Below are 15,131 nucleotides of genomic sequence, written 5' to 3'. Positions count from 1 at the left end.
TGTTTTCTAACAGTATACCACACGAAACAAAAGTTTTCAAGCTATTTAGGCGAATTTGCGTTTATTTCTCAGTTTTTGCGCCCTACCGATATATTTAAATTATATTTTTGTAATTTATTTGAATACCGACGGCGGCAAACTCGATAAAACCGTGTCGGTCGAAAACGCTACAAGACAGCTTTCGAGCGCGGTTTCGGTTAAAACGCCCACCGTTTCGAGCTTGGAGTTTACCACAGTAAATTTATGATAATAATTGCCGTTAAGCATTTTTCCGAGCGCGCGAAGCGTAAGGCTGTCGGCAACCATAATTTCGCGCACCGCAAGTCCGTGTTTGAGTTTCTCGCTTCTGTAAGCCATACTGTAAAGCCTTTGGTATTTTGAATTTTTATCGGGAAAAACCGTTCCCGACAGAACGAAAAGAGCCATAAGCGCAAAAGTAAAATTCACGCCGTAAACCATAGAAATCACAAAAAGCGCGGCAAAACACGCGCATGCCGCAAAACCGAAAATCCGCACGATTTTATACGCCTTTTGGCGCGGCAGTTTGCGCGACATAACGGCCAAAACGGCTCTGCCGCCGTCGAGAGGAAAAATAGGCAAAAGATTTGTAAGCGCAGTAAAAACATTTGCGAAAGCGAAAGTTTCGGTAAAAAAATAAGTGGACGGAGCCACCCACCACAAAGCGGAAACAAACACCGCAAGCAAAACGTTCGACGCAGGACCTGCAACCGCAATCCAAAATTCGTCTTTGGGGCTAACCCCTTCGAAATTACCGGTGAGCGAAGCGCCGTAAGGCATTATCTTTATGCCGACAAGCGCGTATCCCAGTCGGCGAGCAACTTCGGCATGAGCCATTTCGTGCATTACAACAGCCACAAAATAGCTTATAAGCGGAAGCCCGTTTCCCAAAATAATCATAACCGCCGCAAAAATAAATACAAGCGGCGATATTTTAAACTTAGTCACCCGCGTCCTCTATAAGCTCGGTTATGTAATCGGCGGCGTCGAAACACACAGCGTCTTTAACCGTATCGGTTACGGCGGCGCACTTTTTGCCTCCGAGCCATTTTATACCGAACAACGCGCAACCTATAACGGTGGCGATTACCGCTTGAAGCAACAACGTTTTCCAAAATCCCCGACTATGCTTTTCTTTTTTCCGCACGATTTCGTCGTTAGCGCTAAGCGTGCTTTCCACCTTGTTCATTCCTGCATATTTGTCCATTTTTTTCACCTCGAAATATGTATATGACAACCTTTTAAAAAATATAAACAAAAAGCCCGACCGTTGTCGAGCGTGTTATTCCGGCTTTATTCTCAATCTTCTTCCCGCAGCTTTAACCGTTATGTCCACCTTGCCGCCGTCTATAAGCGAAAACGCTACTTCGAATTTTTCCAAAGCGAAAAACTTTTCCAAAACGGCACTTAAATCGCTTTTAAGAAGTTGCGCAGTCGCTTCGTCTAAATTGCCTCTGTCTCGAAGAAAAATTCCTTCAAGTCTATTTTTTACGTTATTTATGCCTGACATACTACCAATTTGCACTGTTTTATCTGTTATCGAGTAATGTTATACGATTTTTTTAAGCGAACGCTTGAGCCCGCCGAAAAATCCGCGATACTTTTTGGTGACGTCGAAAAGCTTGTCGGTGCCGAGCAAAATATTTTCGGCAAGCATGTCTATCGCTCTGTCGCCGTCCGTTTTTCCCCTCTCGTCGGTAAGAAAGCAGTTGTATGTGTTTATCGCGTCGTCTTCGGGTAAAACTCCTATCGGAGCTATTTGCAACAACTCGGATATATCGCTACAGCTTAATTGCTCCTGCCCCAAAATCATATCGCCGCGCGCTCTGTTCACAACAAGGCTCGCTTTAATTTTATAGCTTTTAATTATTGCCACAACCTTGTCGGCGTCGCGCAACGCCGAAACATGCGGAGTGGTTACAACCAACGCTTCGTCCGCCGCAGAAACGGCGCGATGAAACCCCACTTCTATTCCCGCAGGACAATCTATAAATATGTAGTCGAACGACTGAGAAAGCGAGTTCACTATTGCGCGTAAATTTTGCCCGCTGATTTTGTCGCCGTCGTCATAGCTCGCTCCCGGCATTATAAACAAACCAGGCGCAACTAAATCTTCAACCAAAGCCTGACGCGGACGGCAACGGTTTTCAACCACGTCAAGTATATCGTACACAACTCGGCTCTCGGCGTCCATCACAACGTCGAGATTATTGAGTCCCAAATCGGCGTCCATTAAAACGACGCGCTTACCCTTTGTAGCAAGAGCGCGCCCCAACCCCGCAGTTACCGTCGTTTTTCCCACTCCGCCTTTTCCCGACGTTACCACAATAACCCTTGCCACCGCAAAAACTCTCCTTTTATCGTACAAAATCGCAAAACCCGGCGAAACTCCGTTTATGCGTAAAAAATACCCCGCAGACATGCCGTTATCGCATATCTACAAGGTATTATATCACACATATTATGTCGAATTATGAAATAAAGCGCCGAAAAACGAGTCTTAGGCTCGACTTTATATACTCTTTTATTCGTTTAAAACGTAACCTTTTTTTCGCATTACGTCAACCACTTCTTGGGCGCAAGCTTTGCACGTTTTAGCGTTAGACGCTTCAACCATTACGCGCACAAGCGGCTCGGTGCCCGACGCGCGAACAAGTATTCTGCCGTCGGAGCCGAGTTTATTTTCAACTTTTTTCACAGCCGCGCACACGTCGGAATCGTTTAGCACCGCGTCTTTATCGCCGATGCGAACGTTAATAAGTTCTTGCGGATACATTTCCATAGGTTCGGCAAGTTTTGATAGCGGAAGTTTTTTCGCAAGCATAACTTCCATTATTTTCAAGCTTGTTATTATGCCGTCGCCCGTAGTGGCGTATTTTGAAAATATTACATGCCCCGACTGTTCTCCGCCCAAACGGTGCCCGTGCGCCGCCATGTGCTCGTATACATATTTGTCTCCTACCGGTGTTTTGGCATAACTTATGCCCGCTTTATCAAAAGCTTTATATAGTCCGAAATTAGACATAACCGTAGTTACAACAGTGTCGCCCGCAAGTTTGCCGCGTTCTTTCATATACGTTCCGTAAATATAAAGAATGTGGTCGCCGTTCACCACGTTTCCTTTTTCGTCCACGCAAAGGCACCTGTCGGCGTCGCCGTCGAAAGCAAAACCGACGTCGAGCTTATTTTCGCGCACATATTTTCGGAGTCCCTCGATATGCGTGGAGCCCGCGTTTTCGTTTATGTTAAATCCGTCGGGGTTCGCGTTTATAACATGTGTGGTGGCTCCGAGAGCGTCAAACACCGACTTCGCTATGTTCCATGCGCTGCCGTTCGCGCAATCCAGCCCAACCTTTACGCCGCGAAACGAATACATTCCGAGCGATATAAGATAGCCTATATAACGATTTCTGCCCGACGCATAGTCTACCGTTTTGCCTATTTTGTCGCGCGTGGCATAAGGCAGTTCCGTTTGCTTTTTGCCGAATACTTCAAGTTCACCGTCTATATAGTCTTCTATAAGAGCAACGGTGGCTTCGTCTATTTTTTCGCCGCGCGAATTTAAAAGTTTAATTCCGTTGTCGTAATACGGATTATGGCTCGCCGAAATCATTATGCCGCAATCGAAAGCGTCTACCCGCGCAACATAAGCAACCGAAGGAGTCGTTGTAACGTGCAACATATATGCGTCGGCACCCGACGCGGTAAGCCCCGCAATCAAAGTATATTCGAACATATAACTCGAACGCCGAGTATCTTTTCCTATAACTATACGGGGAGCGGAATCGTCGCCCGCGCGACGCTTCAATTCCCCGTAATACCAACCGAGAAATCTTCCCACTTTATACGCGTGGTCGGCTGTAAGAGTGCAATTCGCTTCCCCGCGAAATCCGTCCGTTCCGAAATATTTTCCCATTTTTAAGCCTCTCGTATTTTTAGTATGTATTAAATATTTTGCGCGTTTCGCATAAAAACAAATCGCATTAGCGGGCTAATGCGTTTTAAAATTTACGTTTACGTTTGCTTTCCGCAACAGCGAACATGCGCTCGTTCGGCGCGGCGCCCAAACTCTCTTCCGGAATATCGTTAATTCCCAAAAGTTCGTCAGAACTCACGTCGAAAATTTCGCACAAACGCTTTATCTTGCCTATATCGGGTTCGGTTCTTCCCTGCTCCCACGACGCATAGCAATTTTGAGACACTTCCAAAACTTTGCTCATGTCTTTTTGCGTATATCCGCGCATTATGCGAATTTCCCTTAATGTCGAATTAAAGTCTTTCATACGATTATTATACTCCGCAAACGGCGCGCGTGTCAATGGGATTTTACTCTCCGCACAATTTCCATCGCACAAAATTTTTAATTTTTTTCAAAAAACTACCCAAAACGGGTTGACAATACCCATTTTGGGTAGTATAATAAAATCACAGTTACAAATTGCAAGCAAAGGAGAACCACAGTTTATGACAATAAAATCGGCAATTATGCAAATGTATTACGGAGAAAGAGGAAACTACGAGCTTACGCCGTTTAGCGAAGCCTACCGCGAACGGCTTAAAACGTATGTTCTGAACGATGAAAAATTTCGAAAAGCGCTGCCTCCCGACCTACTCGAATTGCACAAAAAAACCACCGCTTCGCTTGAAGCTCTCCATGCGGAGGCGGTGGAAAACAACTATTTGGAAGGTTTTCGATTCGGCTTTTTAATGGGGCTCGACGTAGTTTCGCAAACGCCGCAACAAAACGGCGACGAAACCCAAAAATGCGCTCAATCCTAAAAAAGAAAACCTTTTCCCGACTATTTTTGTATCAAAATTTCTTTGAGAAGTTGTTTGTCGCCAAGCAATTTACCCGCGCCCAAAATCGCGCAGTATGACGGCTCTTCAACCGTGCAAACGTTTACGCCGAGACGCTCGGAAAACACTTTTTCTATGCCGAGTATTTTGCTACCGCCGCCAACAACGTATATTCCCTTTTTGTTTATTTCACCCACTATTTCGGGCGGACACATATTTATAATGCTTTCCACCGCATCGGCAATTCTCAAATAATACGGCTTTACCACCCCGCAAATATTCGACGCGGTAACGTAAGCGCTTCCTGTGTTTTTTGTTTTAACGTTTCTGCCCGACACAAGCAATTCCGAAGTGTCGTTGTCGTACAAACTTCCTATTTCGTTTTTGAGTTTTCGCGCGGTGTTAAGCCCTATTTTCAAATCGTATTTTCCCGCAACAAAATCGATTATGGCTTTATCCATCATCTTGCCGCCGATAGTAACGCCGCAACCTGAAACGACTCCCGCCAAACTCACAGCCGCAATTTCGGTAGCGCCCGCGCCTATATTCACAATAACGCCCGCGCCCGCAGTTCTTACGGGAATATCAAGACCTATGCCGGCAAGCAATATGTTGTCTACCATTGTAACTTCGCTTATTCCCGCCGCCATGCACACGTCTTCGTATAGCGAGCGCTCCTCTATTCCGAGTCCCGTAGGTATTCCGAGTATGGCTTTGATTTTGGGAAAGAAAATATAGTTTTGCGGCAAAATCTTTTTAACAAACTCTTTAAGCAACAGTCCGCAAGCCTGCGCGTCGGTTATAACGCCGTCGGTTACGGGTTCTATAATGGTTGTCCGTTCGGGCGTTTTGCCGAGCATCTTTTCGGCTTGTAACCCGACCGCGCGCACTCGTTTGCCGCGCGGGTCGCCTATAAAGGCAATTACCGTAGGCTCGCGCAACACGATACCGTTGCCGGGCACATACAGCGAAGTATAGCCCGTTCCGATTTCGACAGCTATTTCCATTACAGCCATTCGATAAACTCCTTAAACGTTTTTTCCAAAGCCGCAACAGGTAATCCAACCACGTTGTCGGCGTCGCCTTCCACCCTCTCTATAAGCGGAAAAAGCTCGGAATCCTGCAATCCGTAACCGCCCGCTTTATCGAAAGGCGCGCCCGAATCGATATAATTATACACTATTTTGTCGATAAATGCACCAAAAGTAACGTAAGTTTTTTCAAAATTTACGACATTTTTCGCGTGATTTGCAACGCAATACCCTGTTATTACCTCGTGAGTACGTCCGCACAGCTTACGGAACATATTTTCGGCGTCTTGCGGCGAACGCGGCTTTCCGAGCACTTCGCCGTCTATGCTAACAACGGTGTCGGCGCCCACAACGGTTCCGTCCACGCGTTCAAGCACCCAAAGAGCTTTACGTTTGGCAAGCGTTTGAACATAATCGGCAACGCTGCCGCCGCAAAAAGGCTCTTCCTCTGCAGCAGAGGGAAAAACCGTAGCGTGAAGCCACGGTATTTTTTTAATCAACTCCGCTCTGCGTGGAGACGCGGAAGCAAGTATTACATTATAGAATTTCAAGATTTTTTCTATATGCGCGGGCAAATTCGGCGCCTGCCGTAAGCGCGTCTTTTATTTCAAGCGAACAATCGCCCTCAACTTCGGTTTTCATAATAACGCTGTCGCCCAAAACGTCGCAGTTAAGCATTTTCACAGCGCCCGACATAGGTCTGTCGAGGCTTTCCGCTATGCGGAGTATAACGCTAAGCTTCATAACCGCAACCAAATCTTCTTCGCGTAATAAATCTTTGTATTTGTTCCATTCCGCAAGAGGAAACTCTTCCATACGGTGCCCGTAAGCGACAAACGCCGCAAGCACCAAATCGCGATGAGATATACCGTATAGATTGCTGTTTAAAATAAAATAGAAAGAATGTTTCGGATGGTCGTAATACTTAATACGCATACCCGCGTCGTGCAACAGTGCCGCAACACGCAATACCTTAACATACTGACGGGGCAACTTATGAAGCACTCTGAGCTGCTTATAAAGTTGAATAGACAAATTGCAAACGTGCTCCGCATGAGGAATATTTACGTCGAAATAGTGCATCATGGTATACACAGAGTGCCCCAAAACATCCGAAATAGGTTTTTCCATAGTTGTGGGCACCGCGTGGTTAAACATTATTCCTTCGCGTATTCCCGAACCCGACACAACAAGGTTACTAAATCCAGTATAATCGAAAAAGCCTTTAATACAAGCGAGAGCGGAGCTGAATATATCCGCGCGCTCAACGCTCAAACCTTTTATTTTTGTACGCTTGTCCGCGTCGAGAACTTTAACGGTATCGTAAATCGAATTGAAATCGCTAACGCTTATATTATAGTTGTGCACCATATCCAACGGGTAGCGTTTCATTCGTTTGCAAATCTTCGCAAGATTACGGAACGAACCGCCAACACCCACGAACTGAACGTCGGGGTCAAGCTCTTTAAGCCACGCAATTTGAGAAAACTGGTCGTAAACATAAGTTTCAATCATTTTCGACTGCTGTTGCGGCGAAAGATTGGGGTCGTTAAACAAATCGCTTAGCGTAATAGTGCCGAACGGCAAATTCTCGCGGTTCAGAACGTTGCGGCGGTTGTAGTGTATTATTTGAGTGCTGCTGCCGCTAATATCCACGATTACCGCTTTGGGCACGTCGAGCGAGTTTATAACCCCGTGATAAATATGTAGCGCCTCTTCCTCTTCGTTGAGAACTTTGAATTTAAAACCGCATACCGAATTTATTTCTTCCAAAAAGCTCTTTTGATTTTTCGCGCGACGCACCGCGTTGGTGGCTATGGCATATACCTTGTCCACACAATAACTGTCGCACAGTTTGCGGAACATTTTCAGCGTTTTAACAGCCTGAGCTACGCGCGAAGGCTTTAAAAATCCGTCGCGCTCCATATCCTGACCGAGCCTGACGGATTCTTTCAATTCGTCGAACACAACAAAATGCCCGTTGGGCAATATGTTTGCAATCACAAGGCGAGCCGAATTACTGCCCAAATCAATAACCGCTATTCTTTCCACTTTTTAACCTCTCTTGTCGCTTATATTTAAGACGGAATTTTTTTATAATGCTTTAAATTTTGCCGTATTATTTAACCTTATAAAAGTATAACACAGATTTTAGCCGTTGTATAGACCCTTTTTTAAAATAAATTAACTAAAAATTACTAACAGCTTTCGTGCAAATTTTACAATAGATAACGTTTTCGACACAATTTTCACACCTAACAAGTTTTGTTTAACGTTAAAACGCGCGCGAAATAAGGCGAAAATATTTGCTTTTTTGTCGGATTGTGATATAATATAATAGTTATGCATAGTAAATCGAATAATGTGCGTAAGGCTGTAATAGCTTTTGTCGCGTTCTGTGCGGCGCTTCTGCTTTCAAGCTTTTTGGCGGCAGGTATCTTTTCGCGCGCCGAAGAACAATCCCCTACTAACGACGGCGCGGCAAAGGTAATAAAGCATTCGTCCGACACAAAATATTTCTACTTCGACTACCCCACCGCAATATATGCCGACGGTAACGGCTTCACGGTTGCCGACGGAGCACAAGCGTATGCGTTCGACAACAGCGGAGCCGCAACCGCGCTAAACGGCGTCTTTTCGGGCGCAAGTTTTAACAATACCGAAAAATTCGCGCCCGCAGGCGATTTGTGCGTTATGCTTTCTAACGGAGAACTTTTTGCGGGAAATCGCTCTCTCGGCAATTATTCCGACTTTACGGTGCTCGACGGAAAACTTTACGCCGTGCACGCCGCAACCGAATCGATTCACGAATACGCTTTATCCGCGCTCGGAGTTCCCGCGCCTGACGAAGACGCCGAAACGGTTGAACGCAAAGAACACTATGTTGCGGGACGCCCTCTTAAAATAACGAACGACGGAAAGAGGATTTATTTGTCGGTTGCAAACCGCCATTTAAACGACGTTTTTTGTTTTATTCCCACCGAATCGGATTTGGGAACTCCCGCCGAATGTATTGCCGCCACGCAAGAAATATTGAGCATGTGCGGAAAGCACGACGGCGGAATAGTTTGCCTTACCCGAACGGGTATAACGAGTTATTCCTACGAAAACGGCAGACTTTTCGAAAAAAACACCCTCACGGCATACGACACCGTTTCTATTGCCGTTAGCGGAAACACCGTGTACGGCATAACCGACTTAAACTCCGTATATAAAACGGAAAACGATTTTTCAAACCGCACGGTAATTTTGGCGTCCGCTCACGACGAACTCGGATTTTACAACGCAAATTCCGGCGTGGCTTCGCGCAAAGACTTTATTGCGGTTGCCGACGAACGCAACAACAGAATACAAGTTTTGCGCAACGACGGAACTCATGAAATACCGAACGTTGTTCGCCCAAAAGCGGTTGCAATAGACTACACGGGCAATATTTATGTAGCCCATAGCGTAGGCAAAATTTCGGTATACGACGGCAACACCCTGCTTTTGAAAAGACAGCTCGATTCCGAAGCGCCGGGACAATCTCTAATAACCGATTTAAAAATCGATACCAACAACAATCTTTACGTTTTATGTTCCAACCGTCAGCTTTACCGCATTAAAGCGAGCGCCGACAAAACGGGCTCCGACGAATTTGTTTCGATAGGCACAAACGTAAACACAGCGCTTACCATCGCTCAACTCGACGATAAAATTTACGTTGCCACCACCGACAACACAATAGATTCGTTGGACGCCGAAGGAAACCGTAATATAGAATTTTCTTTCGGAAAAGATTTACACCTCAAAGACTTTTGCACCGACCACTCCAACAGCTTTTATTTGCTGTTTTCGGACGGAAAAATCCGTAAGTTTAAAGACGGCAAACAAACAACCGTTTATGAAAACGCGGGGTTAATAGGCGCCGAAAAAATAGTGATGAACTCGGTAAAGCTCGATAAACTCGGGCTCGAATACGGCTCGCTTTTGTTCTCCGACACTGCGGCGCATGCGCTGAAAGGGCTAAGCGGAAACAATTTGGGCGTGAACGAAGGTTTTCAAATATCCGACGAAATGCCGAGTTTCGAGCAAGAAAACATTGACCCCGACAAACTTGACGAGGTTTCGAACTCGAACGACGGCATAATATTCGAAGTTTCGGATTGCTATGTGTATCCCCGCCCCGCCGAACTCAACGGTCTCGTATTTTTGCCAAACGGTTACAAAGTTATAATTCCCCGTTTTAATCCCGACGAAAAGTTCAATTTCGTTATAGCAGATTGCGTAGAAAAAATCTCCGACAAGCCGATACGCGGTTACGTTTATACTTCGCTCATAAAGCAACAAAAGCCGCTCGAATACGGCGAGCCGCCGGCATCGTCGTGCTATCCGTATAAAGACGGCGTGGGAATATATAAATATCCGTCGCTCGATTTAAACGCCGCCGCATCGCTCGATAGAAATACTTCGCTCACTCTTTTGGCGTTCGTATACACCGATTCGACCTACGGCTACCGCGACAACTATTCGAACCATAAAGCGCAATGGTACCGCGTGAAATACACCGACGAAACGCTCGGCGAACGCGAAGGCTATATAACGGGCGACTTTATTTCGTTTTTCGGAGAAACTCCCGACAGCAGAGCGGTGCTTCCACGCTATAACGCAACGGTCGTTTCGAAATACGGCACAGCGCCGCACGATAAAAACGCCGAAGGCGAATTTGTTCCCTTCGCCGTGTTAAAACCGGAATTTGCGTTGCAAAACCTTGAAAAAGGCGCTCGCGTCGAAGTTGTTGGAAGCTTCGATTCCTCTAAGGAATTTACGCTTGTGCGCTACTATTGCGGCGAAGTTGACGGCACAATAGAATTTTACGTTAAAACCGACGACCTGAAATACGACGGCGTGAATAAAGTTGTGGTTATTGCAATAGTTATAATCATTCTTACGGTAATACTCGGAGCGATTCTCATAGCTCGAATGGTTTACGTTAAACGAACCCGCCGACTTAACGAAACAAAACTGTAATAAACTTTAAAAAGGACTACCGAAAAAGGCAGTCCTTTTATTATTGAATTTATTATAAACAAAACTATTCTTCGGCGGCAACATCGCCGCAAACTATTCTGCCTACGCTGAGTTCGTAGGCGGTTCGCACTTCCGATTCGGTTTCGGAGAGTTTTTTGGTATACTCTCTGCTTTGAATGCGCCCGAACACCGATATGCGTTGCCCGACTTCTATATCGCGCACAAAACGAGCGTTTCTTCCCCACGCAATACACGGGATATAATCCGATTTATTGTAAGCGCGATTCACGGCAAGCAACAGGTCGCAAATTTCGCGGTTAAAAGGCGTGGTGCGGTATATGGGCTCTTTGCATATATATCCCGACAATTCCACCGTGTTCGGGTTTTGCCCCTCTACGGCTTCGGTAAAGTCGCGCACGAACACAGTTAGCATAAGTTTGCTTTTCGCGTTCTCCATTTTGTTATAACTGCGGAACTGCCCGTTTAAAGCGAGCGCCGCCCCTTCGGACAAATCGACGCCGTTCATAAGCCGTTCCGAAACGGTTACGGGTATGTAGTCGCATTGAGTGCTGAGTCTCGGAACTTTGAGCACAAACTCGTAGAACCCTTCGCCGTATAATTCATGGCTGTATATCGGCGTTGAATTTACTGTTCCGCTTAGGTAAACTTTGTTGTTTTTCAGATAAGTTGTTTCGGGATTCATAGGTAATTCATCTCCTTATTTGGCGCCCCGTGTGGTCGATTTCATAGTTGTCTCTGTAAATGAGCTCTCCAATCGTTTTAAACGAGTAGCCTTTGTTTTTCAGACCTTCGATAATGAGCGGCAACGCCTGAACGGTGTTTTTGCCGTCGTTATGCATGAGCACTATGCTTCCGTTTTTCACGTTATTCAACACTCTTTCGGCTATTGCCTGCGCCGAAAGGTCTTTCCAATCGAGTGTGTCTACATCCCACTGGATTGTGTAAAGCCCTAACTTTTCGGCTTCTTCCAAAAGAGTGTCGTTGTAGTCGCCGAACGGAGGACGGAACAGCTCGACGTTTTTTTCGGTACATTTTTCGATTATGTTTACCGAAGCGGTAAGTTCGAGCTCTATTTGATTGCGCGACAGCTTAGGCATATGCGGGTGAGTGTTGCTGTGAGTGCCTATTTCCACTCTTCCGCTGTCTCCGAGTTTTTTGAGCATATCCGGATATTTTTCCGCCCAAAAACTTACTACGAAATAATTTGCCTTAATATCGTAGCGGGTAAGCGTGTCGAGTATGTCTTGCGTTTTGTCCGCGCCCCAGCTTGCGTCGAACGACAACGCAACCGCTTTTTCTTCGGTTTCCACCGAATAAATGGGAAGCTTTCGAGTAGTTTTGCCACCGTAAACTGCGGCGGCTCCCGTAACTCCTACCGTTCCCAACAAAAGCGCCAACAATACTGCAATTACCGTCGTTTTTACGATTCCCGACCTTTTAACGACCAAAAACCTCATTCCGTGCTCACGACTCCTTTATACTACTATATCCCGAACGAAATAATACGACCGATTATGTCGTATTTTGGGAAATTACAGCGATTACGCCGAAATTGCCCCTTCCGTCGGTATAGTCTATGTTTATGAACACGGAACGAGGTTTATACCTTTTTTATTTTAAAACAATACGCCGAGCGGCAAAATGCCGCTTACTTACTACTTAAATTATACCTTAACTTTATTCTTCCATTTTCCCGACAAATAAAATCCCATGCTAACGATAGCGCCGAGAACCCACCCTACGGGAAAAGACAAGCAAACCGCAGTAAAGCCCAAAAGCGGAGCGAACGCGAACGACACAACCACGCGAATAACAAGGTCGGTAAAAGTGGAAATCATAAACGCCGACATAAATCCCGAACCGCGCAAAAGTCCGTCGGTTATAACCTTATATGCCACAACGGGATAACCCGCCGCCACAAACCATAAAAATCGCTTGCCTAAATTTATTACGTTTGCGTCGTCTTTGCCGTCGGTAAAAAACGCCACAAGATATTTTCCGAGAAACACGAGAACCGCCGCGAACACAACCGCAAGCACCATTATAATGGCTATGGCGGCGGGATAGCCTTTTTTAACGCGCTCATAATTGCCCGCGCCCGTATTTTGCGCCGTATACGAACTTAACGCGTTAGACATTGTATTAAATATGGCGACGCAAAAAATATTCACCTTAATGGCGGCGCTGTAACCCGCTATCGTTTCGGTTCCGAAAGAATTTATAAGCCCTTGCACGCAAAGCTGCCCTACCGATATAAACGATTGTTGCAATATGCTCGGCACCGCGACGCTCGCAATATTTTTTAAAAGCGAAAAATCGAATTTCTTATATTTTTCGTCGTTTTTGATTTTTGCGATTCTAATAAACAAAGTCCCCATAGCGAGCACTCCGCTTATACCCTGCGCAATAAACGTCGCCCACGCCACTCCCGAAACGCCCATTTTTACCGCAGTTACAAAAACTATGTCGAGCGCAATATTGAAAACCGAAGAAAATATCAAAAAATATAACGGCGTTCTGCTGTCTCCCAACCCGGTGAATATAGCCGTAGCCGCATTATATAAAAACAAAAACGGTAAACCCGCAATATATATGTATAAATATGTGTTTGCAGACGAAAAAATTTCGGTAGGCGTTTGCAACAATTTTATAATGGGTTTGCAAATAATAAGCCCTACAACCGTTAAAAGCGCAGCAAGCGCCATTATGGCAATAATACTCGTCCATATTGCCGACTTCATTTTCGCAAGCTTTTTAACGCCGAAAAGTTGGGATATAACAACCGAACTCCCGACGCTCGCACCCATAGCTACGGCAAGAAAGAGCATTGTTACGGGAAATGAAGAGCCTATTGCCGCCAAAGCGTCTTTTCCCACAAACCTGCCGGCTATAACGCTGTCGGCAATATTATAGAGCTGTTGAAAAGCCATACTTAGCAGCATTGGTAACGAAAACGCGAGAATTACTTTTGCCGGATTCCCCGTAGTCATGTCTTTAATCATTTTATGCACGAATCCTTTTTCTGATTTTATCGATGTCAGCCGCAAAAGCGAACGTTAAAATTCGCCGACTTGTCTTTTTCTATTTTCTCCCACTCTTCGCGCGAGCCTTGATATTCGAGCACGGCGGGAGAATTCGCAAAAGCGCCGAGTCCTATTTTTTGCACGCTTTTAGGCAACACAACACACTTTAACTGCGAACAATCCGACAAAGCGTTTTCGGCTATTATTCGCACGTTGGTTCCCACCGTAACTTTTGTGTATAAAGAATTTTTTAAGGCGTTTTCGCCCAACGCATACACAATGTTTTCATACCATATATTTGGAATAGTCAATTCTTTTTTATTTGTCTTTTTCTCCGAAGAAGTTAACTGACTTGCATCACCGTAACCGTTAATAATTACTCCGACGGAATCTACGGTATACTTACAGTTCGCTCTTAAAAGAAATACTCCCCCTGTATACATCAAATCCAAAAACATAAGAATACTGCTTATAATAAAAAAGACACAATATGAAGTGCGTTTACAAATAAAAAACAAACTGCACGAAGTAATAAATATTGCGGCGAAAACGGCAAGTATGCAAAAGGTTACAATGGGCTCTACCCGTCTATTCTTTTTATCTCGCTCGCAATTAAAAGCAAGCATAGCCGCTTGCTCCTCTTCTGTTTGCTTTTTCGCGGCTTCTTCGGCTATATGTGCAGCTTTTTGCTCCTCTTCAAGCCGCAGAGATAAAAATTCTTTTCTTTTTTCCTCAAATAGCGTATCCGAAAGTGTTTTTCGCGCTTCGGCAAACTGTGCCGATTTTTTAGCGATAGCAACGGCGTCGTAACAATCGTCAAGCTTCGATTTACCCGCAAAAAATTTGCGCGAAGCCGCCGCAGTTGCTATATGTGAATAATTCTCTATTTCGTTCGGAACAACAAAATTCAAAGAACTTAACTCTACATTTTCAAATTCGAATTTTTTTCCGCAAGTAAAAGCAAAATTGCTCCCGTATTGCGCAAAAACCGTCTCGGAAGCAAACGCAAAACGACGAACGAAATCGGAAAAACATTCTTCATCCCATTTAACGGTTTTTGATATTCTATGCCACTCGTTTTCTACAACAATTCGATTTTCCTCACTTTCGGACATTGCGCACACCTCCGACAAATTCCGTATTTATTATATACCACAGCCGCCAAAGTGTCAAGTTTTCGCTTTAAAACGCAATAAAAAAGAACGCCGAGAAAAACTCCCGACGCTCGCTC

At 45.2% G+C, this 15,131-nt stretch carries 15 protein-coding genes; 2 read left to right on the top strand and 13 right to left on the bottom strand.

The window, feature by feature from the left end:
- Nucleotides 1–114: 114 nt before the first annotated feature.
- The 6 genes from NFR62_RS01080 to NFR62_RS01055 all read right to left on the bottom strand — a co-directional run bounded on the left by NFR62_RS01080 (nt 115) and on the right by NFR62_RS01055 (nt 4,301).
- Entirely contained in the window at nt 115–966 is an 852-nt protein-coding gene (locus NFR62_RS01080) for a site-2 protease family protein (protein ID WP_251612355.1), read from the bottom strand.
- The gene (locus NFR62_RS01075) at nt 959–1,225 is read right to left on the bottom strand and encodes a hypothetical protein (RefSeq protein WP_251612353.1); all 267 of its coding nucleotides are present in this window, start codon (nt 1,223–1,225) and stop codon (nt 959–961) included. Before NFR62_RS01075 ends, NFR62_RS01080 begins: the two co-directional genes overlap by 8 nt.
- Nucleotides 1,226–1,300: 75 nt before the next feature.
- Nucleotides 1,301–1,528 (bottom strand): cell division topological specificity factor MinE, encoded by a 228-nt coding sequence (locus tag NFR62_RS01070; RefSeq protein WP_251612351.1) that lies wholly within the window; start codon nt 1,526–1,528, stop codon nt 1,301–1,303.
- A 39-nt stretch (nt 1,529–1,567) separates the two neighbouring features.
- Complete coding sequence (gene minD, locus NFR62_RS01065; protein WP_251612349.1) at nt 1,568–2,359, bottom strand: septum site-determining protein MinD; 792 nt, start codon at nt 2,357–2,359, stop codon at nt 1,568–1,570.
- 183 nt (nt 2,360–2,542) lie between these two features.
- On the bottom strand, nt 2,543–3,934 hold the full coding sequence (gene glmM / locus NFR62_RS01060; RefSeq protein WP_251612347.1) for a phosphoglucosamine mutase: 1,392 nt from the start codon (nt 3,932–3,934) through the stop codon (nt 2,543–2,545).
- An 85-nt stretch (nt 3,935–4,019) separates the two neighbouring features.
- Complete coding sequence (locus NFR62_RS01055) at nt 4,020–4,301, bottom strand: helix-turn-helix domain-containing protein (RefSeq protein WP_251612345.1); 282 nt, start codon at nt 4,299–4,301, stop codon at nt 4,020–4,022.
- A 181-nt stretch (nt 4,302–4,482) separates the two neighbouring features.
- Between NFR62_RS01055 and NFR62_RS01050 the strand changes: the two genes are divergently transcribed.
- Nucleotides 4,483–4,797, top strand: a complete 315-nt coding sequence (locus NFR62_RS01050; protein ID WP_251612343.1) for a DUF6809 family protein — start codon at nt 4,483–4,485, stop codon at nt 4,795–4,797.
- A 20-nt stretch (nt 4,798–4,817) separates the two neighbouring features.
- On the opposite strand, the gene NFR62_RS01045 is transcribed toward NFR62_RS01050, so the two are convergent.
- Genes NFR62_RS01045 through NFR62_RS01035 form a run of 3 tightly spaced genes read right to left on the bottom strand, consistent with a single transcriptional unit; the run spans nt 4,818 to nt 7,898 of the window.
- Nucleotides 4,818–5,831 carry a rod shape-determining protein gene (locus NFR62_RS01045; protein WP_251612341.1) on the bottom strand — a complete coding sequence of 338 codons (1,014 nt, stop codon included), beginning with the start codon at nt 5,829–5,831 and terminating at the stop codon, nt 4,818–4,820.
- Nucleotides 5,822–6,397, bottom strand: coding sequence for a Maf family protein (locus tag NFR62_RS01040; RefSeq protein WP_251612339.1), 576 nt, complete (start codon nt 6,395–6,397; stop codon nt 5,822–5,824). The genes NFR62_RS01045 and NFR62_RS01040 overlap by 10 nt, the downstream gene beginning before the upstream one ends.
- Nucleotides 6,384–7,898 carry a Ppx/GppA phosphatase family protein gene (locus tag NFR62_RS01035; RefSeq protein ID WP_251612337.1) on the bottom strand — a complete coding sequence of 505 codons (1,515 nt, stop codon included), beginning with the start codon at nt 7,896–7,898 and terminating at the stop codon, nt 6,384–6,386. Before NFR62_RS01035 ends, NFR62_RS01040 begins: the two co-directional genes overlap by 14 nt.
- Before the next feature lie 312 nt (nt 7,899–8,210).
- Here NFR62_RS01035 and NFR62_RS01030 point away from each other — a divergent pair, with 312 nt between their 5' ends.
- Nucleotides 8,211–10,856, top strand: coding sequence for an NHL repeat-containing protein (locus NFR62_RS01030; protein WP_251612335.1), 2,646 nt, complete (start codon nt 8,211–8,213; stop codon nt 10,854–10,856).
- 64 nt (nt 10,857–10,920) lie between these two features.
- On the opposite strand, the gene NFR62_RS01025 is transcribed toward NFR62_RS01030, so the two are convergent.
- The 4 genes from NFR62_RS01025 to NFR62_RS01010 form a co-directional block, all read right to left on the bottom strand.
- Nucleotides 10,921–11,559, bottom strand: coding sequence for a single-stranded DNA-binding protein (locus NFR62_RS01025; RefSeq protein ID WP_251612333.1), 639 nt, complete (start codon nt 11,557–11,559; stop codon nt 10,921–10,923).
- Between the two features lie 7 nt (nt 11,560–11,566).
- The gene (locus NFR62_RS01020) at nt 11,567–12,334 is read right to left on the bottom strand and encodes a polysaccharide deacetylase family protein (protein ID WP_251612331.1); all 768 of its coding nucleotides are present in this window, start codon (nt 12,332–12,334) and stop codon (nt 11,567–11,569) included.
- 207 nt (nt 12,335–12,541) lie between these two features.
- The gene (locus NFR62_RS01015) at nt 12,542–13,879 is read right to left on the bottom strand and encodes an MATE family efflux transporter (RefSeq protein ID WP_251612329.1); all 1,338 of its coding nucleotides are present in this window, start codon (nt 13,877–13,879) and stop codon (nt 12,542–12,544) included.
- A 35-nt stretch (nt 13,880–13,914) separates the two neighbouring features.
- Nucleotides 13,915–15,015, bottom strand: a complete 1,101-nt coding sequence (locus NFR62_RS01010) for a leucine-rich repeat protein (RefSeq protein WP_251612327.1) — start codon at nt 15,013–15,015, stop codon at nt 13,915–13,917.
- Nucleotides 15,016–15,131 lie beyond the last annotated feature (116 nt).

This window comes from Pumilibacter muris (assembly GCF_943193045.1).
GTDB lineage: Bacteria > Bacillota > Clostridia > Christensenellales > Pumilibacteraceae > Pumilibacter > Pumilibacter muris.
The sequence above is the reverse complement of the archived record's forward strand: the minus strand, read 5'-3'. Positions and strand labels throughout refer to the sequence as shown.

Coding starts and splice junctions, on each gene's coding strand:
- glmM (WP_251612347.1), bottom strand. CDS start 3,934: ATGGGAAAATATTTCGGAACGGACGGATTTCGCGGGGAAGCGAATTGC.
- NFR62_RS01070 (WP_251612351.1), bottom strand. CDS start 1,528: ATGTCAGGCATAAATAACGTAAAAAATAGACTTGAAGGAATTTTTCTT.
- NFR62_RS01055 (WP_251612345.1), bottom strand. CDS start 4,301: ATGAAAGACTTTAATTCGACATTAAGGGAAATTCGCATAATGCGCGGA.
- NFR62_RS01050 (WP_251612343.1), top strand. CDS start 4,483: ATGACAATAAAATCGGCAATTATGCAAATGTATTACGGAGAAAGAGGA.
- NFR62_RS01010 (WP_251612327.1), bottom strand. CDS start 15,015: ATGTCCGAAAGTGAGGAAAATCGAATTGTTGTAGAAAACGAGTGGCAT.
- NFR62_RS01045 (WP_251612341.1), bottom strand. CDS start 5,831: ATGGCTGTAATGGAAATAGCTGTCGAAATCGGAACGGGCTATACTTCG.
- NFR62_RS01015 (WP_251612329.1), bottom strand. CDS start 13,879: ATGATTAAAGACATGACTACGGGGAATCCGGCAAAAGTAATTCTCGCG.
- NFR62_RS01075 (WP_251612353.1), bottom strand. CDS start 1,225: ATGGACAAATATGCAGGAATGAACAAGGTGGAAAGCACGCTTAGCGCT.
- NFR62_RS01025 (WP_251612333.1), bottom strand. CDS start 11,559: ATGAATCCCGAAACAACTTATCTGAAAAACAACAAAGTTTACCTAAGC.
- NFR62_RS01020 (WP_251612331.1), bottom strand. CDS start 12,334: ATGAGGTTTTTGGTCGTTAAAAGGTCGGGAATCGTAAAAACGACGGTA.